General features: G+C 67.1%; 21 protein-coding genes and 2 pseudogenes. 9 read left to right on the top strand and 14 right to left on the bottom strand.

Annotation, left to right across the window (positions count from 1 at the left end; translation table 11 throughout):
* Positions 1–10: 10 nt before the first annotated feature.
* Complete coding sequence (locus tag SB764_RS35570) at positions 11–1,558, bottom strand: methyl-accepting chemotaxis protein (RefSeq protein WP_074987519.1); 1,548 nt, start codon at positions 1,556–1,558, stop codon at positions 11–13.
* A gap of 794 nt (positions 1,559–2,352) precedes the next feature.
* Here SB764_RS35570 and aepX point away from each other — a divergent pair.
* From aepX to SB764_RS35555, 3 genes are read left to right on the top strand one after another with little or no spacing between them, the layout of a single operon-like run.
* Positions 2,353–4,047: a phosphoenolpyruvate mutase gene (aepX, locus tag SB764_RS35565; protein ID WP_065063333.1), complete on the top strand. Its 1,695-nt coding sequence runs from the start codon at positions 2,353–2,355 to the stop codon at positions 4,045–4,047.
* Entirely contained in the window at positions 4,044–5,252 is a 1,209-nt protein-coding gene (gene aepY, locus SB764_RS35560) for a phosphonopyruvate decarboxylase (protein WP_321867581.1), read from the top strand. Before aepX ends, aepY begins: the two co-directional genes overlap by 4 nt.
* A 10-nt stretch (positions 5,253–5,262) precedes the next feature.
* Positions 5,263–6,330, top strand: a complete 1,068-nt coding sequence (locus SB764_RS35555; protein WP_065063329.1) for a 2-aminoethylphosphonate aminotransferase — start codon at positions 5,263–5,265, stop codon at positions 6,328–6,330.
* A 128-nt stretch (positions 6,331–6,458) separates the two neighbouring features.
* Here SB764_RS35555 and SB764_RS35550 read toward each other — a convergent pair whose 3' ends face one another.
* Together SB764_RS35550 and SB764_RS35545 are read right to left on the bottom strand one after the other, a co-directional pair.
* Positions 6,459–7,679, bottom strand: a complete 1,221-nt coding sequence (locus SB764_RS35550; RefSeq protein WP_065063327.1) for a PepSY-associated TM helix domain-containing protein — start codon at positions 7,677–7,679, stop codon at positions 6,459–6,461.
* A gap of 296 nt (positions 7,680–7,975) precedes the next feature.
* A complete protein-coding gene (locus SB764_RS35545; RefSeq protein ID WP_176082002.1) occupies positions 7,976–8,125 on the bottom strand; it encodes a hypothetical protein in 150 nt (49 codons plus the stop codon).
* 357 nt (positions 8,126–8,482) lie between these two features.
* Between SB764_RS35545 and SB764_RS35540 the strand changes: the two genes are divergently transcribed.
* Positions 8,483–8,722 carry a hypothetical protein gene (locus tag SB764_RS35540; RefSeq protein ID WP_410866203.1) on the top strand — a complete coding sequence of 80 codons (240 nt, stop codon included), beginning with the start codon at positions 8,483–8,485 and terminating at the stop codon, positions 8,720–8,722.
* 64 nt (positions 8,723–8,786) lie between these two features.
* Here the strand turns inward: SB764_RS35540 and SB764_RS35535 are convergent, their stop codons facing one another.
* The 5 genes and pseudogenes from SB764_RS35535 to SB764_RS35515 all read right to left on the bottom strand — a co-directional run bounded on the left by SB764_RS35535 (position 8,787) and on the right by SB764_RS35515 (position 14,952).
* Positions 8,787–9,374, bottom strand: coding sequence for an NTP transferase domain-containing protein (locus SB764_RS35535; protein ID WP_410866202.1), 588 nt, complete (start codon positions 9,372–9,374; stop codon positions 8,787–8,789).
* A gap of 151 nt (positions 9,375–9,525) precedes the next feature.
* Complete coding sequence (locus SB764_RS35530; protein ID WP_410866201.1) at positions 9,526–11,802, bottom strand: xanthine dehydrogenase family protein molybdopterin-binding subunit; 2,277 nt, start codon at positions 11,800–11,802, stop codon at positions 9,526–9,528.
* Positions 11,799–12,799, bottom strand: a pseudogene (locus SB764_RS35525) (FAD binding domain-containing protein). Before SB764_RS35525 ends, SB764_RS35530 begins: the two are co-directional and overlap by 4 nt.
* A 15-nt stretch (positions 12,800–12,814) precedes the next feature.
* Positions 12,815–13,513 carry a (2Fe-2S)-binding protein gene (locus SB764_RS35520; RefSeq protein WP_410866200.1) on the bottom strand — a complete coding sequence of 233 codons (699 nt, stop codon included), beginning with the start codon at positions 13,511–13,513 and terminating at the stop codon, positions 12,815–12,817.
* A 398-nt stretch (positions 13,514–13,911) separates the two neighbouring features.
* A complete protein-coding gene (locus SB764_RS35515) occupies positions 13,912–14,952 on the bottom strand; it encodes an alpha/beta fold hydrolase (RefSeq protein ID WP_343666959.1) in 1,041 nt (346 codons plus the stop codon).
* A gap of 104 nt (positions 14,953–15,056) precedes the next feature.
* On the opposite strand from SB764_RS35515, the gene SB764_RS35510 reads away from it, so the two are divergent.
* Positions 15,057–15,725, top strand: a complete 669-nt coding sequence (locus SB764_RS35510; RefSeq protein WP_410866199.1) for a glutathione S-transferase family protein — start codon at positions 15,057–15,059, stop codon at positions 15,723–15,725.
* Between the two features lie 152 nt (positions 15,726–15,877).
* Here SB764_RS35510 and SB764_RS35505 read toward each other — a convergent pair whose 3' ends face one another.
* Positions 15,878–17,170, bottom strand: a complete 1,293-nt coding sequence (locus tag SB764_RS35505) for an aspartate carbamoyltransferase (protein WP_065063311.1) — start codon at positions 17,168–17,170, stop codon at positions 15,878–15,880.
* Between the two features lie 298 nt (positions 17,171–17,468).
* Between SB764_RS35505 and SB764_RS35500 the strand changes: the two genes are divergently transcribed.
* From SB764_RS35500 to dapA, 4 genes are all read left to right on the top strand, one after another.
* Entirely contained in the window at positions 17,469–18,518 is a 1,050-nt protein-coding gene (locus SB764_RS35500) for a M23 family metallopeptidase (protein WP_410866198.1), read from the top strand.
* Positions 18,511–18,930, top strand: a complete 420-nt coding sequence (locus SB764_RS35495) for a hypothetical protein (protein ID WP_176081996.1) — start codon at positions 18,511–18,513, stop codon at positions 18,928–18,930. The genes SB764_RS35500 and SB764_RS35495 overlap by 8 nt, the downstream gene beginning before the upstream one ends.
* A gap of 83 nt (positions 18,931–19,013) precedes the next feature.
* Complete coding sequence (locus SB764_RS35490; protein ID WP_110329675.1) at positions 19,014–19,454, top strand: polymer-forming cytoskeletal protein; 441 nt, start codon at positions 19,014–19,016, stop codon at positions 19,452–19,454.
* A gap of 292 nt (positions 19,455–19,746) precedes the next feature.
* On the top strand, positions 19,747–20,601 hold the full coding sequence (dapA, locus tag SB764_RS35485) for a 4-hydroxy-tetrahydrodipicolinate synthase (protein ID WP_110329653.1): 855 nt from the start codon (positions 19,747–19,749) through the stop codon (positions 20,599–20,601).
* 231 nt (positions 20,602–20,832) lie between these two features.
* Here the strand turns inward: dapA and SB764_RS35480 are convergent.
* The 5 genes and pseudogenes from SB764_RS35480 to SB764_RS35460 form a co-directional block, all read right to left on the bottom strand.
* Positions 20,833–21,042 (bottom strand): annotated as a pseudogene (locus SB764_RS35480) (DUF2866 domain-containing protein); the annotation flags it as partial.
* A gap of 298 nt (positions 21,043–21,340) precedes the next feature.
* The gene (locus SB764_RS35475; RefSeq protein ID WP_410866197.1) at positions 21,341–21,541 is read right to left on the bottom strand and encodes a DUF3562 domain-containing protein; all 201 of its coding nucleotides are present in this window, start codon (positions 21,539–21,541) and stop codon (positions 21,341–21,343) included.
* 261 nt (positions 21,542–21,802) lie between these two features.
* The gene (locus SB764_RS35470) at positions 21,803–22,864 is read right to left on the bottom strand and encodes an alkene reductase (protein WP_410866196.1); all 1,062 of its coding nucleotides are present in this window, start codon (positions 22,862–22,864) and stop codon (positions 21,803–21,805) included.
* An 85-nt stretch (positions 22,865–22,949) separates the two neighbouring features.
* The gene (locus SB764_RS35465) at positions 22,950–23,273 is read right to left on the bottom strand and encodes an ArsR/SmtB family transcription factor (protein WP_065063295.1); all 324 of its coding nucleotides are present in this window, start codon (positions 23,271–23,273) and stop codon (positions 22,950–22,952) included.
* A gap of 40 nt (positions 23,274–23,313) precedes the next feature.
* On the bottom strand, positions 23,314–23,598 hold a 285-nt coding region (locus SB764_RS35460; protein WP_410866195.1), incomplete at its 5' end, for a hypothetical protein.

Genomic DNA, 23,598 nt, shown 5'->3' with positions numbered 1-23,598 from the left:
ACGGAGACGCTCAAGCCGCCACCGGCAACCTGAAACTCGCAATCGCCTCGCGCAGCCCCGTCACCTGATCCTTGAGCGAATGCGCGGCGGCGGCGGCCTCTTCGACCAGCGCGGCGTTCTGCTGCGTCACCTGATCCATTTCGCCCACCGCGCGGTTGACCTGCTCGATGCCGGCGCTCTGCTCGCGCGACGCGTGGCTGATCTCTTCGAGAATCTCGTGCACGCGCCGCACCGACTGCACGATCTCGCCCATCGTCGTGCCCGCGCTGGTCACGAGTTGCTGGCCTTCGGCGACCGTGCCCGTCGATTGCTCGATCAGCGTCTTGATCTCCTTCGCGGCCGCGGCCGAGCGCTGCGCAAGGCTGCGCACTTCCGACGCGACCACCGCGAACCCGCGGCCCTGTTCGCCCGCGCGCGCCGCTTCGACGGCGGCGTTCAGCGCGAGAATATTGGTCTGGAACGCGATGCCGTCGATCACGCCGATGATGTCGCCGATCTGCTGCGAGCTGGTCGTGATCGCGCCCATCGTGCGCACCACGTCGTCGACGACGCTGCTGCCGCGCGTCGCCACTTCGGCGGCTTCGCTCGCGAGCGTGGCGGCGTGCTGCGCGCTGTCCGCGTTCTGACGCACGTTGGACGTCATCTCGTCCATGCTCGACGCGGTCTGCACGAGCGCGGCGGCCTGTTGTTCGGTCCGCTGCGAGAGATCGGTGTTGCCCGCGGCGATCTCGTTCGCGCCCACGTTGATGTTCTCCGCGCCGCTGCGCACGCGCGCCACGGTCTGCACGAGCGCGCCCTGCATGGTCGCGAGCGCGCGCATCAGGCTCTGTGCGTGGGTGCCGTGCGTTTCGACGCGCGAAGTCAGGTCGCCCTGCGCGATGCGGTTGGCCGTCTCCACGGCCGTTTCGAGTTCGCCGCCGATGCTGCCGCGCACGCTGCGCACGACGAACACCATCACCACGGTCGCGATGCCGCCGAGCAGGAAGGTCACGAGCAGCCAGCGCACGAGGCTGCCGTAGAACGCGGCGCTCACGTCGTCCATATACATGCCGGTCACGATCACCCAGTCCCACGGCGCGAAGCGGTTGCCGTAGCTGAGTTTCGGCACGGGCTCGCTATGGCCGGGCTTGGCCCAGAGGTAATCGACGAAACCGCCGCCGGGCTGATTCGCCGCTTCGGACAGCGCGGTGAACACGTGCTTGCCCGCGGGATCGGCGAAACCGGAAAGCAGCTTGCCGTTGAGTTCGGGCTTGATCGGATGCATCAGCATCACGGCCTGCGAGTTGTTGATGCTCAGATAGCCGTCGCTGCCGTAGCGGATCGAGCCGATCACGGCGAGCGCCTGTTTTTGCGCCTCGGCTTCGGGCATCGCGTTGCGTTGCGAGAGGCCGTAGTAGTAGTTCGCGATGCTGCTCGCTTCGTCGACGAGCGTCGTCAGTTGCGCGCGCCGTTCGCGGATCATGGAGTCGCGGCTTTGCCATGCGCCGAAGGCCACGATCAGCAGCAGGCCGATCCAGAGGATCGTGATCATCGAGCGGAGTTTGGTGTTGAGCGTCATCGTCTGTCGGATGGTTCGGGGGCTTGGCACGGTGCAATGAATCGAGTGTTGCTTAGGGCGTCGCGCGCGTCGTTGCGAGCGCTCTGCCTGTGCGTGTTAACGGCGTTTTCGAACGTGCGGGCGAGTCAGGGCGAACCCTCAGTCGAGCCGTTTCCTCATACAAAACAAGGCGTTGATGCGCACAGTGATGGGCGCCGCGACGTGCATATGCACACGCGCTGTAGACGCCTGGCGAGGGCTATCCCCATGAGTGCAAAAAACGCCGTAATTCGCGCTTAAAAGCCACAAATTTCACAGCAACTCCATGATTTGCCACTTCTGGCGGGATTCGAGGGCAAGCAATAATCATTTCCGTTATAGTCGCGGCTTCGGCTCAAGGCTGCCCTTGTCATGCGGGTGTCGCGCCGTTGTCGTAGGGGCTGCGAACGAGTGCGTTCCGGTGTGTGTCCCGAGTCTGTTACCGCGACGGTTGCGGTTCATATTCGCGGGTTCAGGATCGATTCTTATTCGCGCTTCGCTTCCGGAATAGCGGGCGATTCGCAAGCGGCACGTCGGTGTTTAGCAAGCGAAAAGCAAGTCGCCCGCAAGCGAAGCAGTACGGCAATCCGCAACGCACCGAGCACCGCGCGAAGCAACGCAAAGCGCACGCAGGCAAGCACGCGACAAGCATGCAAAGCAGCACGCAAGCAGCACGCGACAAGCGGCGCCCAGGCCAGAAAAGTCATTTCCCAACGATGCGACGCGCGCGGCGCGGGCCAACCCGGCGCCCACGCGACGTCCACTGGAGTCACACGATGAACGCACGCGAACCCGCACTGGTTCCGGCATCGCGCAGCGCACGGCTGCGTCAGATGCTGGTCAGCAACGAACTCGAATTCCTGATGGAAGCGCACAACGGCCTGTCCGCACGCATCGCGCGCGAAGCAGGCTTCAAGGCGATCTGGGGCTCGGGCCTCTCGATCTCCGCGCAGTTCGGCGTGCGCGACAACAACGAGGCGAGCTGGACCCAGGTGGTCGACAACCTCGAGTTCATGGCCGACGCGAGCGACCTGCCGATCCTGCTGGACGGCGACACCGGCTACGGCAACTTCAACAACGTGCGCCGCCTCGTGCGCAAGCTCGAACAGCGCGGCATCGCCGGCGTCTGTATCGAAGACAAGGTGTTCCCGAAGACCAACAGCTTCATCGGCGGCGAAGCGCAACCGCTCGCCGACATCGACGAATTCTGCGGCAAGATCAAGGCCGGCAAGGACTCGCAGACCGACGAGAACTTCTCGATCGTGGCGCGCGTCGAGGCGCTGATCGCAGGCTGGGGCATGGACGAAGCGCTCAAGCGCGCCGAAGCGTATCGCCTCGCGGGCGCGGACGCGATCCTCATCCACAGCAAGCTCTCGAAACCTGACGAGATCCTCACGTTCGCGCGCGAATGGGCCGGCCGCGGTCCGCTCGTAATCGTGCCGACCAAGTACTACAGCACGCCGACCGACGTGTTCCGCAAGGCGGGCATCAGCACGGTGATCTGGGCGAACCATCAGATCCGCGCGGCGGTTTCGGCGATGCAGGCCGTCACCCGCACGATCTACGAAACGCAGACGCTCGTCGACGTGGAAGACCGCATCGCGACCGTCAACGAGATCTTCCGTCTGCAGGACGCCGACGAATACTCGGAAGCCGAAAACCGCTATCTCTCGACCACGCGTTCGGCCGGTTCGGCGATCGTGCTGGCGGCGAGCCGCGGATCGGGTCTCGACGCCGTGACCGAAGACAAGCCGAAGGTCATGCTGCCGGTCGCGGGCAAGCCGCTGCTGCGCTGGCTCGTCGACGCCTTCAAGAAGGAAGCGGTCAACGACATCACGGTCGTGGGCGGCTACAAGGCCGAGGCGATCGACACGGCGGGCATCAAGCTCGCGCGCAACGAGCGCTACGCGCAGACCAACGAGCTGGCCTCGCTCGCGTGCGCCGTCGACGCGCTCAAGAACGACACCGTGATCTCGTATGGCGACCTGCTCTTCCGCAGCTACATCCTGCGCGACCTCGTCGAAAGCGAAGCCGAATTCAGCGTGGTGATCGACTCGTCGCCGGAAACGGAAAACGCGAGCGTGCGCGATTTCGCGTGGTGCTCGTCGGGCGACGACCGTGGCCTGTTCGGCAACAAGACGTATCTGCAACGTGTGTCGTCGGATCAGGCATCGCAGGGCGTGGCGCCCGCGGGCCGCTGGATCGGTCTGATGAACGTGCGCGGCGCGGGCCGTGAGAAGCTCAAGAACAAGCTCGCGCAACTGCAGACGCAAGCCGACTTCGACACGCTCGACATGCCGGCGCTGCTCAACGCGCTGATCGCCGACGGCGAGAAGATCGAAGTGCAATACGTGCGCGGCCACTGGCGCGGCGTGAACGACCTCGAAGATTTCCGCCGCGCGGGCGACTTCGCGCACGCGCAGACGCCGATCGGCAGCGACGCGGGCTCGTCGCCGGAGGCGAAGGCATGATCGAAGCGGCACAGTTCGTCGAAGCGGCGCGCGCGCGCGGCTTCGAATGGTATGCGGGCGTGCCGTGCTCGTTCCTCACGCCGTTCATCAATTACGTGCTGCAGGACGAGTCGCTGCATTACGTGAGCTCGGCCAACGAGGGCGACGCCGTGGCCCTGATCGCGGGCGTCGCGCTCGCGGGCAAGCGCGGCATCGCCATGATGCAGAACTCGGGTCTCGGCAACGCGGTGAGCCCGCTCACCTCGCTCACGTGGACCTTCCGTCTGCCGCAACTGCTGATCGTGACGTGGCGCGGCCAGCCCGGCGTGTCCGACGAACCGCAGCACGCGCTGATGGGTCCGGTCACGCCGCAGATGCTCGACACGATGGACGTGCCCTGGGAGCTGTTCCCGACCGAGGCCGACCAGATCGCGCCCGTGCTCGAACGCGCCATCCGCCACATGGACGAAACGGGCCGCCCGTACGCGCTCGTGATGCAAAAGGGCAGCGTCGCGCCGTTTGAACTGAAGGGCGGCGGCTCGATGCCGGCGAAGCACGCGCTGCCGGTGGCGCAGTCGAAATTCGCGGGCGTGGGCTACGACGATCTGCCGACGCGCCAGCAGGCGCTCGAACGCGTGATCGCGGCCACGCCTGCCGAATCGACGGTGGTGGTGGCGTCGACGGGCTTCTGCGGCCGCGAACTCTACGCGATCGACGACCGCTCGAACCAGTTGTACATGGTCGGCTCGATGGGTTGCGTCAGCTCGTTCGCGCTCGGCCTCGCACTGGCGCGTCCGGATCTGAACGTGGTCGCGCTCGACGGTGACGGCGCCGCGCTCATGCGCATGGGCAACTTCGCGACGCTCGGCGCCTACGGTCCGTCGAACCTCACGCACGTGCTGCTCGACAACGGCGCGCACGATTCGACGGGCGGCCAGGCCACCGTCGCGCAACAGGTGTCGTTCGCGAACGTGGCGGCCGCGTGCGGTTACGCCGACGCCGTGGAAGGCGACGAACTCGCCACGCTCGACGCCGTGCTGCAAGCGGCGCGCGAACGCGCGACGGGTGCGAACGGCGTCGCCGGCGCACGCTTCGTACGCCTGACGATCAAGCGCGGCACGCCCGACGGCCTGCCGCGCCCGACCATCACGCCGCCCGACGTCAAGTCGCGTCTCATGCGCCATATCGGCGCCGAGGCTGCGGCTGCCGTCAACGCCGCTCAATAAGGAATTGCCGATGCTGTTGCTCAATCCCGGCCCGGTCACGCTCACCGAACGCGTGCGCCGCAGCCTGCTGCAGGAAGATCTGTGCCATCGCGAAAGCGAGTTCTTCGACGTGCAGGAAGAGGCGCGCACGCGTCTCGTCGGCGTCTACGATCTCGATCCCGCGCAATGGCAGGCGGTGCTCATGACCGGCTCCGGCACGGCCGCGGTCGAGAGCATGATCGCCTCGCTCGTGCCCGCGAACGGCAAGCTGCTGATCGTCGAAAACGGCGTGTACGGCGAGCGTATCACCGCGATCGCCACGCAGTACGGCATCGCGCACGAAGTCGTGAAGCACGAGTGGATGCAGGCGCCCGATCTCGCGCGCATCACCGCCGCGCTCGACGCCGACCAGTCGTTCACGCACGTCGCGATCATTCATCACGAGACCACCACGGGCCGTCTGAACGATCTGCGCGCGCTGGGCGAAGCGTGCCGCGCGCGCGGCGTGCAGATGCTCGTCGACGGCGTCAGCAGCTTCGGTTCCGAAGCGATCGATTTCGACGACACGAGCATCGCCGCCGTGGCCGCGACCGCGAACAAGTGCCTGCACGGCGTGCCCGGCGCGGCCTTCGTGATCGTGCGCCGCGCGGCGCTCGGCACGGCCGCGAGCCGCACGTACTACCTCGATCTCAAGCGTCTCGCGACGCTCCAGGATCAGCGCAACACGCCGTTCACGCCGTCGGTGCACGCGTATTACGCGCTGGTCGAGGCGCTGCGCGAGCTGGCGGACGAAGGCGGCTGGAAGGCGCGTCACGCGCGTTACGCGGCGCTTTCGGAGCAGGTGCGCGCCGGTCTCGCCGCGCGCGGCATGGACTGCGTGCTGCCGAAGGACGAGTCGTCGGTGGTGCTGCGCGCGTTCCGTCTGCCGGCAGGCATCGACTATCCGAAGCTGCACGACGCGCTCAAGGCGCGCGGCTTCGTGATCTACGCGGGGCAGGGCGGTCTGTCGAAGGAACTGTTCCGCATTTCGACGATGGGCGACATTCATGCCGCCGACGTCGAGCGTCTGCTCGCGTCGTTCGACGCGCTCGCGCAATAAGGCTTGACGACCGTTTAGCGATTCGTTTTAGCCCGTAAAAAAAGGCCTTGCAGCGTGAAAGCGCTGCAAGGCCTTTTTGTTTCCGGCGCGCGCCGCGATCGACGCGATCGACGCAATCGACGCGGCGATCAGCTCGCCGTGCGTTCGCGCGTGCGCACGGGCACGCTCTGTTTCGACGATTTGCGGCGCGCACGCGCTTTCTTCAGCCAGATCAGCACGCCGGTCACGCTGAGCATCGCCACGACGATGCCCGTGAAGCTGATCGCGATGCGTCCGGGCAAACCGGCGATACGGCCCGAGTGCAGCGGAAACTGCGCCTGAATGAAGATGTCGCCCGCGCTGCCGCGACCGGGAATCTGGCTGCCGAGAATCGCGTCGTTGTGGCCGTCGATCACGAGCCACGGATTGCCGAGCCCGGCGTCGCCGTGATCGTTGCCCGCTGCGTAGTAGCCCACGCCGTAGGCGCCGAACTCCGGCATCGCGAACAGTCCGCCCGGCGGCGCGGTGATGCCTTCGCGCCGGCCGATGGCGGCCGCTTCGGCGACGATGCGCGTGCGCGCGGCGTCGGCCTGGGCGGGCGTCAGCGCGCCGGCGGGCGAGGGCGAGCGGAACGGGTCCGGCGCGAGCGTCGAGAAGACCGAAACCACGGGGCGCACGATCTGCGTGCCGAGATTCATCGAAATCGACGTGACGGCGACCACGATCAGCAGACCCCAGAGCCACACGCCGCCCGAGCGGTGCAGATCGAACGTGAGCGCGTAGCCGCCGCGCTTGAGGCGGAACGCGAGCGACTTGCGCCAGCTCTTGAGATTCGGAAACGCGAGCACGATGGCGATGAAGCCGTCGAGCAGCCACACCATGCCCACCACGCCCATCGTCCAGACGCTGAAGTCGATGCCCATCTTCGTCGGCATGAACAGCGTGTAGTGGAGCTGGTAGAGGAAGGGAATCAGGTTCTCGCGCGCGAGCGACGGCGCGCCCCACATGCGGCGGCCCTGTTCGGCGCCGGTGACGGGATCGAGCGCGATCTGGTTGTAGTCGAGCGGATACGGTGCGCCGGTCTTCGGATCGGTGCGCGGACTCACGCGCGCCATGAAGGTGGTGCCGGGCTCGATCGAGAGCGGCATGAAGGTGACTTCGGCGTGCGGCTCGGCGGCCTCGAAGCGCTTCGCGAGTTCGAGCGGCGACAGCGGCGTGCCCGGCGTGTGAGCGTGATAGAAGGACGGGTTGAGCGCGGAATCCAGTTCGTGGTCCCACGCGATCACCGCGCCGGTCAGCCCGGCGATGAACAGGAATGCCGCCGTGCCGAGGCCGAACCAGCGGTGCAGGCGAACCAGCAGCGGTCTCATGCGGCGGCGCGGCGCGTCCGGCGGAGTGCGGGAACGGGCTCGGTCAGAAAGTGGGTCACGATGCGTTGGTGGTTCGGCTAAACGGCTGAAGAGAGCGGACATGCAATATTACCCGCTACTTGACTGCAAATACGAATCGTTTGCATTTTAAGGAGCGTGGCGCCTGAGTGCAAGCTTGGTGAAAGCTAAGGCGAGGGATAAAAGCGGGAAAGCACGCGGATCGGGGCGATCGTGCGCGTTGGTGGAGGCTGATCGATTGGGTTCGGGCGCACGCGCAGCGGCGCGGCGTGCGCCGTTCAGACCGGGTCCTTGTTTGGCGGACCGTCGGGGCGTTGCGGTTCTTCGCCGTGATGGCCCGGCGGCGGGGGCGTGAGCGGGTCGCGGTCGGGATCGCGCGTCGGGTCGGCGAGCGGTTCGGGAAGCGGGTTCGTGTGCGAGCAGATCATCGCGGCTACCTCGTGCGCGGCCGGGGCCGGGCGGTGGACGGAACGCGGAGCGCGTACTCATAGCCTAGCTGATCGCGGCGCGGCGTGCCGTGGAGATTCGGGCGTGCCTTCAGGCGGGGTTTCGGGGCGCGGCGATTTGCATGCGCGAGTGTGGCGTCGAGACGATCGGCAGGCGATTGTTCGTCAAACCGGCCATATTGAGTGCGATACAGGCCGTTTTGAGTGTCGATTATTGCTGTCAGGTCAACACTGTTTATATGCTGCCGGCATTTTTCAAAAACTTACCCGGTCGTAAACTTCAGCCTTCCTCAAAACGGGAGCGCCAGCGCGCTCCCTCAGTATCGGCAAGGTGATGGTATGGGTGCGGCGGTAGTGGCGGTGGTGTTCGTTCTGGGTTTGCTCGGCGTGCCGACGTTGTTTGGTCATGCGTCGCACGCGAAAGCCGAGCAGGTCGCCTCGGTGCACACGCCGCCCGCAGTCTCGGAGAGGTCCGGTGGCGATGCGAATGCCAAGGCGGACGCTGCGGCGTCCGACACGGTCGCGACCCCAGTTGCCGATACCACGACGGACGCAGCGACGGACGCCAGCCGTCCCTGAGCCGCTTGCCGAGCTTCTTGCGTTTCCTCAACGCGCGGCCCGGCGCGAAATCGGCGCCTGACGTTTAAAGCCCGTGCAGATCGGCGGGCGTGTCCACGTCGCGCAGAATGCCGGGGTCGTCGACGTCGATCCGTTTGATCGGCTGCGTGCTGAGCAACGCGCGCGCGCCCGTGTCGCCGTCGAGCGCGATCAGTGCCGCGCGATGTTCGAGGCCGAATCCCACCGGATGTCCGCGCCGGCCGTCATGGAACGGCGCGACGAGCGGCGCGCCCGCGTCCAGTTCGCGCGCGACCGCTTCGATCGTGGGCACGGCGATACGCGGCATGTCCGCGAGCGCGACGATCCAGCTTTCGCCTTCCGTATCGGCTTCGACGGCCGCCGCCAGACTCGCGCCCATGCCGCGCACGGCGTCGGGCGCGAACACCACGTCGCAGCCTGCCTCGTTGAGCGCGTGCGCGAGCGTTTCCGCGCCGGGACGCACGACGGCGATCACCTTGGGCACGACGAGCAGCAGACGATGCGCGGCTTCGTGCGCGACGCACGCGCCGCCAGGCAGCGGTTCGAGCAGCTTGTTGCGCAGACCTTGGGGATCGAAACGCGATCCCGTGCCGGCGGCGAGCAGGACGCCGGTGGCGAGCGATGCATAAGCCATGGGGTCTACCGCGGGGCGAGCCGCGCGAGAAGGGAATGGGCCGATTGTGCGGCGCAATGGCGCGCGGGGCAAGCGCGGATTGCCCGCGCGCGCGTGAGGTGCGGCGAGCGAATCGACGCTGAATCAACGCCAGATCGACGATGCCGCCGCTTCACGCGAACGCGTGCTGCGGCAGCATCAGCTTGTCGAGCGTGATCGGCAAATCGCGCACGCGCACGCCCGTCGCGTGATACACGGCGTTCGCGATGGCGGCGGGCACGCCCGTAATGCCGATCTCGCCGATGCCGCGCACGCCGACCGCATTGAAGCGCAGATCCGGCTGGCCCACGAACAACACATCCAGCTCGCCGATGTCGGCGTTCACCGGCACGTGGTACTGCGCGAAATTGCCGTTCGCGAAGCGGCCCGTGCGCGTGTCGAGCAGACCGTCTTCGTGCAGCGCCGTGCTCACGCCCCACACCATGCCGCCCATCAACTGGCTGCGCGCGGTCTTCTCGTTGAGCACCTGCCCCACGTCATAAGCGCCGACGATGCGCGTCACGCGCACCGTGCCCAGATCCGCGTCCACGTGCACTTCGGCAAAGACCGCGCCGAACGAGTGGAACGCGTACTGCCTGCGCTCGTCGCCCGGTTTAGCCGTGGCCTGCGCGTCGATTGGCTGGCCGCCCGCGCGCGCCACGATGGCGGCGGCGGGATCGCGGCGCGACGGGTCGCTGCGCAACACGACCCAGCCGTCGCTGACGGTGACCTCGGCGGGCGCGGCGCCGTACACGGGCGAGGCGCGGTCGGCCACGGCCAGCGCGATCAGTTTGTCGCGCGCGGCGCGCGCCGCGGCCTGCACGGCCGGCGACACGCTCGCCGCCGACTGCGAGCCGCCCGAGCCGGGCGCGCGCGGCAGCGTCGAATCGCCGAGCGCGAACGCGATGCGATCGGGCGGAAAGCCGAGCGCATCGGCGGCCACCTGCGTCATCACGGTATAGGTGCCGGTGCCGAGGTCCTGCGTGCCGGAGGCGACCATCGCCGTGCCGTCGGGCAGGATGCGCGCGAGCGCGGACGCTTCGCCGCGGTTCGCGGGATAGGTCGCGCTCGCCATGCCCCAGCCGATCAGCGTATTGCCCTCGCGCATCGCGCGCGGCGCGTTCACGCGCTGTGCCCAGCCGAAGCGATCCGCGCCTGCCGCGTAGCATTCGCGCAGTGCCTTCGACGACCACGGCTTGCCCTCCTGCGGCTCGGCTTCGGCGTAATTCTTCAGACGCAGTGCGACGGGATCGAGCTTGAGCCGCCACGCGAGTTCGTCCATCGCCGATTCGAGCGCGAACGAGCCGGTGGTTTCGCCGGGCGCGCGCGTGAAGGTCGGCGTGCCCACGTTCAGCGGCACGACGCGATGACTCGTGCTCAGGTTCGGCACCGCGTACATCATGCGCGTGACGAGTCCGGACAATTCGCTCCAGTCCTCGAACGTCGAGGTGTGCGAAAAGGTGTCGTGACGCAGGCCGGTCAACGTGCCGTCTTTGCGCGCCGCGATCGACAGATGCTGCTCGGTGTGCGGGCGCGAGCCGACCGGGCCGAACATCTGCGGACGCGCGAGCGCGAGACGCACGGGGCGTCCGGTCTGCTTCGCGGCCATCGCGCACAGACTCACATGCGACCACGACGAACCCTTGCAGCCGAAGCCGCCGCCGATGAACGGCGAGATCACGCGCACGTTCGCGGCGGGCACGCCGAACACGGCGGCGACGGCGGTGCTCGCGCCGGAGACGCCTTGCGTCGAGTCGTAAAGCGTGAGTTCGGGGCCGTCCCAGCGCGCCATCGTCGCGTGCGGTTCCATCGGATTGTGGAATTGCACCGGCGTCGTGTAGATGGCGTCGATGCGCACCGCGCCTTCGCGCAGCCCCGCTTCCGGATCGCCGCGCGACGAATCGGCGGGGCGGCCCGGCGGCGAGGGCGGCGTGTGCGCCTCGCTTTTCGCGCGCGCGAAATCGAGCGTGCCGGGCGTGGCGGCGTAGACCGGCTTGACGTGCTGCGCGGCGTCGATGGCGCGCTCCAGCGTGTCGGCGACCACGACCGCGACCGGCTCGTTGCTGTAGCGCACGATGTTGTCTTGCAGCAGCGTGAGGCGGCGGCCCGCGGGCGGCGCGAGCGGCGTCTGGCCGTTGTTGGGCAGTCGCATCGCGTTTTGCCACGTCATCACCAGCAGCACGCCGGGCATCGCCTGCGCGCGGCGCGTGTCGATCGACGTGATCGTGCCGCTCGATAGGGTGCTCGTCACGATCACCGCGTGCGCGAGCCGCGCCTCGGGAAAGTCCGACGCATAGCTCGCACTGCCCGTGACTTTGAGCATGCCGTCGATGCGATCGACGGGCTGGCCGATCAGCCGCTTCGTGTCGTGATTCGTGTCGTGATTCGCGTCCTGGTTCGTGTCGCTCATGCGAAGTCTCCCGTGGCGCCCGCCGCCAGCAAAGTCGCGCGGACGATCGCGCGCTGCGCCAGTTCGACCTTGAACGCATTGCCCGGCGCGGCCGCGCCTGCGCGAGTTCGGCGGCGGCGGCCGCGCGTAACGTTGCGGTGTCGAGCGGGCGTCCGGTGAGATGCTGCTCGGCGACACTCGCGCGCCACGGCTTGTGCGCGACGCCGCCCAGCGCGAGGCGCACGCTGCGCACGGTCCGGCCGTCGAGTTGCAGCGCCGCTGCCACGGAGACGAGCGCGAACGCATAGCTCGCGCGGTCGCGCAGCTTCAGGTAATGCGCGTGATCGCTGAAGGCGGGCGGCGGCAGATCGACCGACGTGATCAGTTCGCCAGGCGCGAGCGTGGTGTCGAGATCGGGACGCTCGCCGGGCAGTCGATGAAACTGCGCGAAGGCAATCGCGCGCGCGCCGTTCGGACCGCGCACCTGCACGACGGCGTCGAGCGCCGCGAGCGCCACGCTCATATCGGACGGATTCACGGCCACGCATTGCGTGCTCGCGCCGAGGATCGCGTGCAGCCGGTTGAAGCCGCCGAGCGCCGCGCAGCCGCTACCGGGCGCGCGCTTGTTGCATTGCGCGAACGCAGTGTCGTAGAAGTAATCGCAGCGCGTGCCTTGCAGCAGATTGCCGCCGACCGTCGCCATGTTGCGCAATTGCGGCGACGCGCCCGCGAGCAGCGCTTGCGAGAGCAGCGGATAACGCGTGCGCACGAGCGTGTGATTGGCGGCGTCGCTGTTACGCACGAGCGCGCCGATGCGCAGGCCGCCATCGGGCAAGGCGTCGATCTGATCGAGCGGCGCGAGGCGCGTGATGTCGATCAGCGTGACGGGATGCGCGAGGCCGCCTTTCATCAGATCGAGCAGATTCGTGCCGCCGCCGATGAAGGCCGCGCCCGGTTGCTGCGCGGCGGCGATGGCGGCGTCGATGCTGGCGGCGCGCTGGTAGGAGAGAGCGTCCATGAGCGGCTCCGTGCGTCACGCGCCGGCGCTGTGCGCGTCGCGCACGGCGGCCACGATGTTCACGTACGCGCCACAGCGGCACAGATTGCCGCTCATGCGCTCGCGGATTTCGGCGTCGCTCAGTTGCGCGGGGCGCGTGCGCACGTCGGCGGTCGCGGCGCTCGCGGTGCCCGCTGCGAATTCGCTGAGACACGCCGTCGCCGAACACAACTGCCCCGGCGTACAGAAGCCGCACTGCAACGCGTCGCGCTCGACGAAGGCGCGCTGGATCGGGCTCGGTTGCGTCGCGCTCGCGAGACCTTCGACCGTGGTGATGCGCTGGCCTTCGTGCATCACCGCGAGCGTCAGGCACGCGTTGATGCGGCGGCCTTCGACGAGCACGGTGCACGCGCCGCACTGGCCGCGATCGCAGCCTTTCTTCGTGCCGGTGAGACCGGCGTAATCGCGCAGGGCGTCGAGCAGCGTCACGCGCGGTTCGATATGCAGCGCGTACTCGCGGCCATTGATGTTGAGTTGCACCGGCTGCGCGGGCACGACGGGCGGCGCGCTTGCGGTGTCGTTCGCGGCGTCGCTCGCGGGCGCGTTTGGCTGGGCGTGCAGATGCGGCGTCGCGCCGAGCGCGGCGGCTGCGGCGGCCGATTGCAGGAAGCGTCGGCGCGAGGTGTCGGCGGGCGGGGTGGACGCGGGCGCGTCGTGAGAGCGATCGTGTGACATGGCGTTCGGCGGGCTCCATCAAGGATGGCAAGCGCACGCGAATCGCGATGCCGCGTGAGACGTCGCGCAGCGTGCGGACCTCGGTCTACGAAACAACGGCGGGAGCAAATTCAGTGCCGCGCGTGCGGCGGCGACACGGTGTCCAACCCGGCGGCCAACCTGGCGCACCGGCGGGATCAGACCTGCACGTTGCACGCGAGCGCGACGAAAGTAAAGCGCGGAAAAGCGAAAAACGCGTGACGATCCGGCTTCTGGCGCGGACCTGTCGTGCGGCTGACATCGGGCCGTCGCGAAGCTGGCGGCGCGGACAGCCGTCATCGAATTTGCCTTCCGCCCGATGCTTTTCGCGCGATGTCTTTCGCGCGATGTCTTTCGCGCGATGTCTTTCGCGCGATGCGTCAGACCACGCTGGCCGCGCCGGCCGCGACGCGCTGCGTGTCGCCGTCGTCCGGTTGGGCGGCGAGCCATGCCGCCACGGCGGCGATCGCCGGCTCGCGCGTGAACACGCCGAAGTGATTGATATCGGGAAGGATAGCGAAGTAAGTTTCAGGCGAAGCGCGCGCGACGAGTTCGCCGAGCAAGGGCGCATCGACGGCTTCGTCGTTCGCGCCGACCAGCACCGCCGATTGCGCGCCGAGCTTCGCCACATCGCGGTCGAAACGCGCGCGCGGATGGTACGCGCTATTGAGCCGATACGAATACGCGAGCGTTTCGCTGCCGTCGCGAAACCGCGCGGGCTTGTTGAAGGCGATCACCGGCAACGCATCGAAGCCGTGCACGCCGAACAGGTTCAGCAGCGCGAGCCCGATGATCCGCCGCAAATGCAGGCTTGCCCAGCCGCTATTGGCCTTGAGCGAACGCGAGCGCGCGATGGCCGGACTCAGCGCAAGAAAGCGCGCGACCAGCGCGGCATGCGCGCCGCCCGCGAAACGAATCACGAGACCGCCGCCGCTCGAATGCCCGCCGAGCACGATCGATCCGGACTCGCCGCGATTGCGCAGGTGCGTGACGAGATCGGCGAGATCGTCCTCGAACTGGCCGATATAGTCGATGTCGCCGCGCCGCGTGCCGGAAAGATAGTGACCGCGCAGATTCGGCAGCACGACGCGCGCGATGCCGCGCTGGCTCAGATGCGCCGCGAGCGCGTGATACGACGCGCCGTGATACGACGAGCCGTGCACGAAGATCAGCACCTGCGAGGCCGTGCTGTCGTAGAAGCGGAACGCGAGCGGCTCGCCGTCGCGCGCCGCGTAGCGCTGCACGGGCGGCAAGCTCGCGGCCGGCGGCGCGTCGAGCGATTCGAATCCGAATACATCCTCGGATTGCGCCGCCCTGGGCCCGGCGGACGCTACCATCACGAGCGCGGCGACGAGCGTCGCCAGTGCGATCGCCGCGACGATCGCCACGCCATCGATCAGCGTGAAAAGAACGGCATGCACGGTAGTCTCCTGTTCTGTTTTCCGTGCATGCTAGCAGTTAATCGAAATGATTCATTTCGCATACAAGGCGATGACGTTTCGCCGACAAAACTGGAGGAGTCCTGATGCTGACGGTTCACCACCTCGACAATTCGCGTTCGCAGCGCGTGCTCTGGATGCTCGAAGAACTGGGCGTCGAGTACGACATCGTGAAGTATCAGCGCGACAAGGAGACAATGCTCGCGCCGCCCGCGTTGCGCGCGGTGCATCCGCTCGGGAAATCGCCGGTCGTGACGGATGGCGAACACACGCTGGCCGAGTCGGGTGCGATCCTCGAATATCTGGTGGAGCAATATGGCGATGGCCGCTTCGTGCCCGCGCGCGGCACGCCGGCGCATTTGCGCTACCGTTACTGGATGCACTACGCCGAAGGGTCGGCGATGCCGCCGTTGCTGCTCTCGCTGGTCGCGCAGCGCATCGCGGGCGCGAAGGTGCCGTTCTTCGTGAAACCGGTCGTGCGCAAGGTGGCGGGCTCGCTGGAGAGCGGCTTCGTCGGGCCGCAGCTTGCGCTGCACTTCGGCTATATCGCGAAGGAACTCGACGCGACGGGCTGGTTCGCCGGCGACGCCTTCTCGGCCGCCGACGTGCAGATGAGCTTTCCGCTCGAAGCCGGTGCGAAGCGCGCGGGCGCGCAAAAGCATCCGTCGATTCGCGCGTTTCTGGAGCGCATTCACGCGCGGCCCGCGTATCAGCGCGCGCTCGCGCGGGGCGGCGAGTACACGTTGTTTGGCTGAATCCGCGATTGAAGCGTGCGGCCGTGCGGCGTGGTGTGCATCGACGGATCATCGACTGATTTCGCCGTCGAACTCTCCACGCGCAAAAAAAGCCGGGAAGCGGCACGCTTCCCGGCTTTTTTCATGAGTCGCTGACGGCGCGACGCGCGCCTTCAGTCGATGCCGTGAAACGTGGCGTCGTCCGGGCCGAGGTATGCAGGCGGACGCCACACGGCGTCGCGCATCGAATGCTGCACGAGATTCTCGACGCCCAGCAGCACCGCGAAGATCGCCATGCGCACGGGAATGCCGTTGTCGGTCTGGCGGAAGATCGCGAGACGCGGATCGTGGTTCAGGTCGGTCGAGAGATCGTTCGCGCCCGGACGGCTGTCGCGCGGCAGCGGGTGCATCACGAGCGTTTCGGGGGTGCAGAAAGCGTCGAGCAGCGCCAGATTGATCTGGAAATCGGGCGTGTAGCCTTCGAAGGACTCGTCGGTGAAACGCTCCTTCTGGATGCGCGTGGCGTACACCACGTCCGCGCCGCGCAGACCTTCCTTAAGGTCGGTCGTCTGCTCGACCACGTGGCCGTTGGTCGAGATCTTGTCGACGATGTACTGCGGCATTTCGAGCATCGGCGGCGAAATGAGCGTGAACTTGATGCCGCGATAGAGCGCGAGCAGCTTCACGAGCGAGTGCACCGTGCGGCCGTATTTCAGGTCGCCGACGAGCGCGATGTGCGCGCCGTCGACGATCTTGCCCAGACGCGAGAACTCGCGCTGGATCGTGTAGAGGTCGAGCAGCGCCTGACTCGGGTGCTCGCCGGGACCGTCGCCGCCGTTGATCACGGGGATGTTCACGGCGCGCGCGAATTCGGCCACCGAGCCCTGGTCGGGGTGGCGGATCACCATCGCGTCGACGTAGCCGGCCATCACGCGACTCGTGTCGTAGATCGATTCGCCCTTGGCCATCGACGAGAACGTGAAGCCGGTCGTATCGCAGACCGAACCACCCAGGCGGCAGAACGCGGCGCCGAAGCTCACGCGGGTGCGCGTGCTGGCCTCGAAGAACAGGTTGCCGAGCACCGCGCCTTCGAGCACGCGCGAGATTTTCCGGCGGCGCGCGATGGGCTGCATGATGTCGGCGACGCGGAACAGCGCTTCGACGGAGTCGCGCGAGAACTGGTCGACGGACAGCAGTTGCGGCTTGCCCTCGAATTGCATCTGGCTGGCCAGCGAGCGCGGATCTACGCTTTGCGTATAGCTTTCACGCGGCTCGCCGCCACCGACGATTTCCGAGACGAAACGCTCGACGATCTCGGGCATGGCACGCGATTCTTGCGATTCCTCGGGCAGCAACCACGTGTCGAGCGCGCGGCGCGTGACGCCGATGCGGCTCGCGAAGGCGTCGCGGGTCATGTTCAGGCGACGCATGGCGTCGCGGAGGAAGGCTTGTTGCGGAACGCTCATGCTGGCACCCGTGTTGGCTGGTTTATGTACGCGGTGCGTATATTAGTTCGGCGGGGCGAGAAGTCAAGCGATTTTCGCGGGGCAGGGCGTCGCGATTGTCGCGGCGACGTTCGGTTTGCCTGTTCAGGCTGACTTTTTATCGGGATGGGTATTTTTCAGACGCCACGATAATCGCCGTTTCGTTTTCAGGAAGGGCGGGCGCAGGCCGGCCCCGGCAGACTGAGATGGCTATTCGGATCGTGTTCATCGGCGTGAGGGCTTCACCTTTGTGGGCGAAATTGCGCTTGCGGGGGCGATCATGAAATTGCCGTGGTCCAGCTCCAACGACGAGCTTTCCCGTGGCGGCACCCGCTTCGTCACGCAGCGCGCCGCGCGCCGTACGCTGATCGCGACCGCCGGCGCCGCGGCGCTGGTCTCGCTGGCGGGCGGCATCGCCATCGGCCGGTTTAGCGGCGCCGCCGGGGCGGCCGCGCCGGGCCAGACGGGTGCCGTGCAGCATCACTATGTGGTGGGCGAGATCGGCCGGATGAACGCGTCGATCGCCTTGCTCGATCCGCGTATCGAGCGCCTCGCCGCGCAGCTCGCGCAGTTGCGCCAGTTCGACGAGCGTCTGCGCGCGCAGGCGCCGCGCGGCACGGCCACGGCGCCCGCCGCCGCGCACGAGCATTCCGGCGACGACGATGACGACGGCGAGGGCGGTCCCGCGCTCGCGCCGCGTCGCTGTGCGGAGTCGTCGGCGGCGCGCGCCAACACGCACGCGGTGGCCGGCGAGGTCGATTGCATGAGCGCGACGCTGAGCGCGCTCGAACACGCGGTCGCGCTTCACGAGGTCGCCTTGCAGGCGTATCCGGGCCGCAGGCCGACTGACGGCGGCCGCATGGGCTCGCCGTTCGGCAATCGCATCGATCCGTTCTCGAAACGGCTCAGCTTCCATCCGGGCGTCGATCTCGTCGCGCCCACCGGCACGCCGATTCTCGCCGCCGCGGGCGGCCGCGTGATTTTCGCGGGGCAGAAGGCGGGCTACGGCAACGCCGTGGAGATCGATCACGGCAACGGCTTCATCACGCGCTACGGCCACGCTTCGAAACTCGACGTGAAGGCGGGCGACGTCGTGCTGCCGGGCGAGCATATCGCCGACGTCGGTTCGACGGGGCGCTCGACCGGCCCGCATCTGCATTTCGAAGTCATCGTGCGCGGCGCGCAGGTCAATCCGTCCGATTACCTCGCGCTGTTCGGCGCCTATCGCGTGGGCGCGGCCAACGGCGCGGGTCAAAGTGCCAGCGCCGAGCGAGCCAATGCTGCCAATGGTGCCGAGGGCGCCGATCACGGCGGGCGGGCGAATGGCTGACGCGCGTCCCTCCGCGCGTGTGCGCACGGACGCGAAGCGCGCGTTCGAACTCCAGCCGGTGCGCTCGCGCGCGTCGCGCTGGGCGATAGCGATTGCGTGGACGGCGCTCGCGGGCGGCGCGGGCGCGGCGGCGTCGGCGTGGGCGCTGCGTGGCGGCGCGCCGGCCTGTCCCGTGATCGAGCCCGATGTGCTGCAAACCCAGCTCACGACCGCCCAGCTCGCGCTTGAGCAGGAGCGCGCGGCGCGGGTGGCTTTGCAGCAATCGGCGGACGCCGCGCAGGCGCAGGCGGCGAAAGTGCAGGCCGAACTGCTGTTTCTGCGCAGCCACGGCGCGGTTGGCGGCGCCAACGGCAACGGTAGCGGCAACGCCGGCAACCGCGCCAACGCCAACGGCGGCAGTCCCGCGCAGTAAGCGCTTGCGCCGGTTTCCCGAGTTTCGTGCCGTGAGCCGAGCCACGGCATCTTTTCAGCAACACAAACGCAACGGTGGTGTTCATGTTCAACAAGAAGAAGCCCCAGCCGGGCATCCAGCAGACCAAGCTCGCGACGCTGATCGCCGAGGATGTGCGCATCACGGGCAACCTCGAATTCGCCGACGGCTTGCGCCTCGACGGCCAGGTGACCGGCAACCTCAGCGGCAAGACGGGCGCGCAGACGCTGCTCGTGCTGAGCGAGCGCAGCGCGGTGCAGGGCAACGTGCATGGCTACGACATCGTCGTGAACGGGCGCATTGTCGGCGACGTCATCGCGGATCATTTCATCGAGCTGCAATCGAATGCGCACGTGGTCGGCAACATCTACTACCAGCAGTTGCAGATGGATTGCGGCGCGAGCGTGGACGGCAAGCTCACGAGGCGCGATCCGGCCGATGCACCGAATCTGCTGCTCGACTCGCCGATTGTCGATGTGGAAGTGCACGGCGAGGCGCGCCGCTAGATTGGCGGCGCGCGGGCGGACGATCTCGGTTACACTTCAGGCCATGTCACGTCAGCCGAATACCTTCGCCCAGCCTATCGCCGCCGCTACGCGCGCGGTGTCGGCGCGCGCGCAGGCCGCGTCGGTCAGCGTGAAAGCCAAAGCCAAAAAACAGCCGCTCATCTGACCGGAGCTTGCTGTTCCGTCGGATGTTGCGATGGAACAGCTTGCCGCCCCCGCCTTTCTCCAGGCCAGCCCGACTTCCCCGCACCGCTCGACGGACCTTCCACTCGGTCGCGTTCAAGGGAAAGTCATGTCTTCGTTTTCGGGTATCTGGATTCCGCTCGTCACGCCGTTCAACCAGGGAGCGGTCGATCACGAGGCGCTCGACGCGCTGGTGCGCCACTACGCGCATGCGGGCGTGGCGGGCTTCGTCGCGCTCGGCACGACCGGCGAGCCTGCCGCGCTCGACGATCGCGAGCAGGACGCCGTGCTCGCCACGGTGCTGGCCGCCGCCGGGATGCTGCCAGTCGTGGCGGGCGTGAGCGGCAATCACACGGCCTCGGTGCGCGAGCGCATCGAGGCGCTCAACGACGCGCCCATCGCGGGCGTGCTGGCGGCGGCGCCGTATTACATTCGGCCGTCGCAGGCAGGGGTGATCGGCCATTTCGCGGCGCTCGCCGACGCGAGCCGCAAGCCGGTGATCCTTTACGACATTCCCGCGCGCACCGGCGTGCGCCTCGAACTCGCGACGCTGCTCGAACTGGCGGGGCACGAGCGCATCGTCGCGGTGAAGGATTGCGGCGGCTCGCTCGACAAGACGCTCGCGCTGATTCTCGACGGCCGCCTGCAGGTGCTCTGCGGCGAGGACATCGAGATGTTCGGCGCACTCTGCGCGGGCGCGAGCGGGGCGATCGCGGCGTCGGCGCATCTGCTGCCGGCGCGTTTCGTGGCGATGGCGCAAGCCGTGCGCGAAGAACGTCTCGGCGATGCACGCGCACTCTGGCACGGCCTCGTGCCGCTCGTGCGCGCTGCGTTCGCGGAACCGAATCCGGGGCCGGTGAAGGCCGCGCTCGCGCAACGCGGATTGATCCGCAACGAACTGCGCGCGCCGATGACGGTCGTCAGCGCCGAACTGGAAGCGATGTTGGGAAGGATGGTGGCGTAACGCGTCGGCGGCTGGCGCGTCGCGCGATGGGTTCTGCGTGTGGGTTGTGCGTGTGCGTTTTGCGTGCGTGGAACGCGGGCGCAACGAAAAGCGGCGCGCCCCGGCTGGCGGGACGCGCGGTTTCGTCAGGCAGTATCAGCTCACCGCGCGTGCGCTCGCGCGGCTGCTGCGCGAGCGTCGGCGCGTGCGCGGACGCTCTGTATCGACGGGTTCGCCGTTGAGCAGAATGCGGCGACCCGGCACGTGTTCGGCGACCAGACGCGCGATTTCGAAGGCCGAGCTTTCCGCCGGCACGACCTGGCGGCGCGCGCCGTCGTCGAGCGGCGTGGTCCACTCGACGAGGCGGTAAGCGCGGCCCCAGGGATGCTGCAGCGGCGTGGAGACGCGGCAAGAGGCGACGCGTCCGGGCGAGCCGTCGCGCAGCAGGGATTGCAGGTGCATCAGCACGTCGTCGTCTTCAACCATGACTTCGCTCCTCCTCGGCTTGCCGCATAAAAAAACGCCGCCGATGTTCCGGCGGCTCAACAGGGGTGAGCATATGGTTACAGTGAAGAATTAAACGAACCTTAAGAGTCAACGCGGAATAACGGCGGAGGCGCGGCGCGTAAAAAACGCGAGGCGAATGCGGCGATGTAAAAACGGTGCGCGAGCGAATACGCGCGGCGCCGCTTGAAAAGCGGTACTCGCGCGTACTTTTTCGGCGACGGCGGAAAGGGAAGCGGCGTGGGGTTGAAGTCGGCTAGCAACCCGGCTTTGCGCTGTTTTGCCGCAGGGTCGCACGAACCTTGCGCGCGGCGAAGAGCGGCAGGTAGTCCTGAATACGGGCGTCGATGCGGTATTCGGCGAGCGCGTCGGCGTAAATGCGCGCGACGGTTTCCTCGGGCGTGTGGGTTTCCTCGGCAATGCTATGAACGATTTGCTCGGCGTCCACTTGGGGCATGACGAATCTCCGATCGGCGGTTGCGGTTGGATGGGCAGACAGGATTCGAATTCAAGGACAGTCTCGCGCGCGATGCCAATTGAAACGCGCTATCGGCGGCGATGCGCGGCGAATGGGGCGCGCGCCTGGTTCAGTTCTATCTTCAGTTTTATCGCGCGATGTTAATCGTCGATGAAAAAACCCCGGAAAGGCGGTGTGCCTTTGCCGGGGCTTTTTTTCGTGCGCCGTTTTTGTGCGCGCGGGTTGCGTGCCGGAGCGCGCTTAAGCGACGTTATCGAGCGACGGATAGTCCGTGTAGCCCGTTTCGCCGCGCGCATAGAACGTGGACGGAACCGGCGCATTGAGCGGCGCATTCGTCGCGAAGCGGCGCGGCAGATCCGGATTGGCGATGAAGAGCTGGCCCCACGCGATGGCGTCGGCCTCGCCAGCCGCAAGCACCTGTTGCGCCGATTCCAGCGTGAACTTCTCGTTCGCGATGAACGGGCCGCCGAATTCGGCCTTCAATTGCGGGCCGAGGCGGTTCTCGCCGAGCGATTCGCGCGCGAACAGGAACGCGAGCTTGCGCTTGCCCAACTCACGCGCGACATAGCCGAAGGTGGCCGCCGGGTCCGAATCGCCCATCGTGTGGGCGTCGCCGCGCGGCGCGATGTGCATGCCCACGCGGTCGGCGCCCCAGATTTCGATGCACGCGTCGGTGACTTCGAGCAGCAGGCGCGCGCGGTTCTCGATCGAGCCGCCGTAGGCGTCGGTGCGCTGGTTGGTGCTGTCCTGCAGGAACTGGTCGAGCAGATAGCCGTTCGCGCCGTGAATCTCGACGCCGTCGAAGCCCGCGGCCTTCGCGTTGATCGCGCCCTGGCGGAACGCAGCAACTACGCCGGGGATCTCGTCGATACTGAGTGCGCGCGGCGTCACGAACGGCCGCGGCGGGCGCACGAGGCTCACGTTGCCCTGCGCGGCGATGGCGCTGGGCGCGACGGGGAGGGCGCCGTCGAGGAACATCGGATCGGAGATGCGGCCGACGTGCCACAGTTGCAGGAAGATGCGCCCGCCCGCGGCGTGCACGGCCTCGGTCACGATCTTCCAGCCCTCGACCTGCTCCTGCGACCAGATGCCGGGCGTTTCGGCGTAACCGACGCCCTGCGGCGTCACCGAGGTCGCCTCGCTGATGATGAGGCCGGCCGAAGCGCGTTCGGCGTAGTACTTCGCCATCAATGCGTTCGGCAGGCGCACGTCGTTAGCGCGAGCGCGCGTGAGCGGCGCCATGATGATGCGGTTGGGCAGAGTGAGATCGCCGATCTGGATGGGGTCGAAAAGCGTTGCCATAGGTTCACCTCGTACCGCGAGCCAAAAAGCTGAGCGGATTAGCGGAAATATCGGAAATGAAACGGACGATTGCGCTGACGCGCCGTCACAACTGCTGGCTCATGTGGGCGAGGAACGCCTCGATGACCGGCTCGTTGCGCTTGAAGAACACCCATTGACCGACTTTCTTCGACGTCACGAGGCCGGCCTTCTGAAGCGCGGCCAGATGCGCCGAGACGGTCGACTGCGAGAGCGCGCAGTGCGCGTCGATCTTGCCCGCGCAGACGCCGTGATCGAGCGGAAGCTCCTGATCGGCGAAATGCACGTGCGGCTCCCGCAGGCACGCGAGGATCTCGCGACGTACGGGATTGGCCAGCGCCTTGTAGATGGCGTCGAGATCGAGCTGCGGGGTCGGTTGAGATTTCTTCATGGAAATTGCATCGTCACTATGCGAATCTTATATCGCATTTCTACGATATAGGCGAAGCCTGCGTTTGCAATAGGGTGACGGGCTTTTCTTTTTGCGGGGAGAGATGTGTGAGGAATGGCTGCGCAGACGCGCAGATCGTGCGGGCCGGTTGGGCTGTGCGCGCGTCGCGTTCGCGGTTCACAAAATGGGTATTTTCCGGCCCGAAAACTTTTTTCGCAAAAGCGCTTGACGGCATCCGGAATGACCCGCATAATTCGCCTCCTTCGCTGATCGCTGCGAACGAAAACGAAGCGATTGAGACGAAATTGTTCTTTAAAAATTTACA

Source organism: Paraburkholderia sp. SIMBA_027, assembly GCF_046535315.1.
Taxonomy (GTDB): domain Bacteria; phylum Pseudomonadota; class Gammaproteobacteria; order Burkholderiales; family Burkholderiaceae; genus Paraburkholderia; species Paraburkholderia tropica.
Note: the sequence above shows the minus strand (reverse complement) of the source record. Positions and strands in the feature narration are given on the sequence as shown.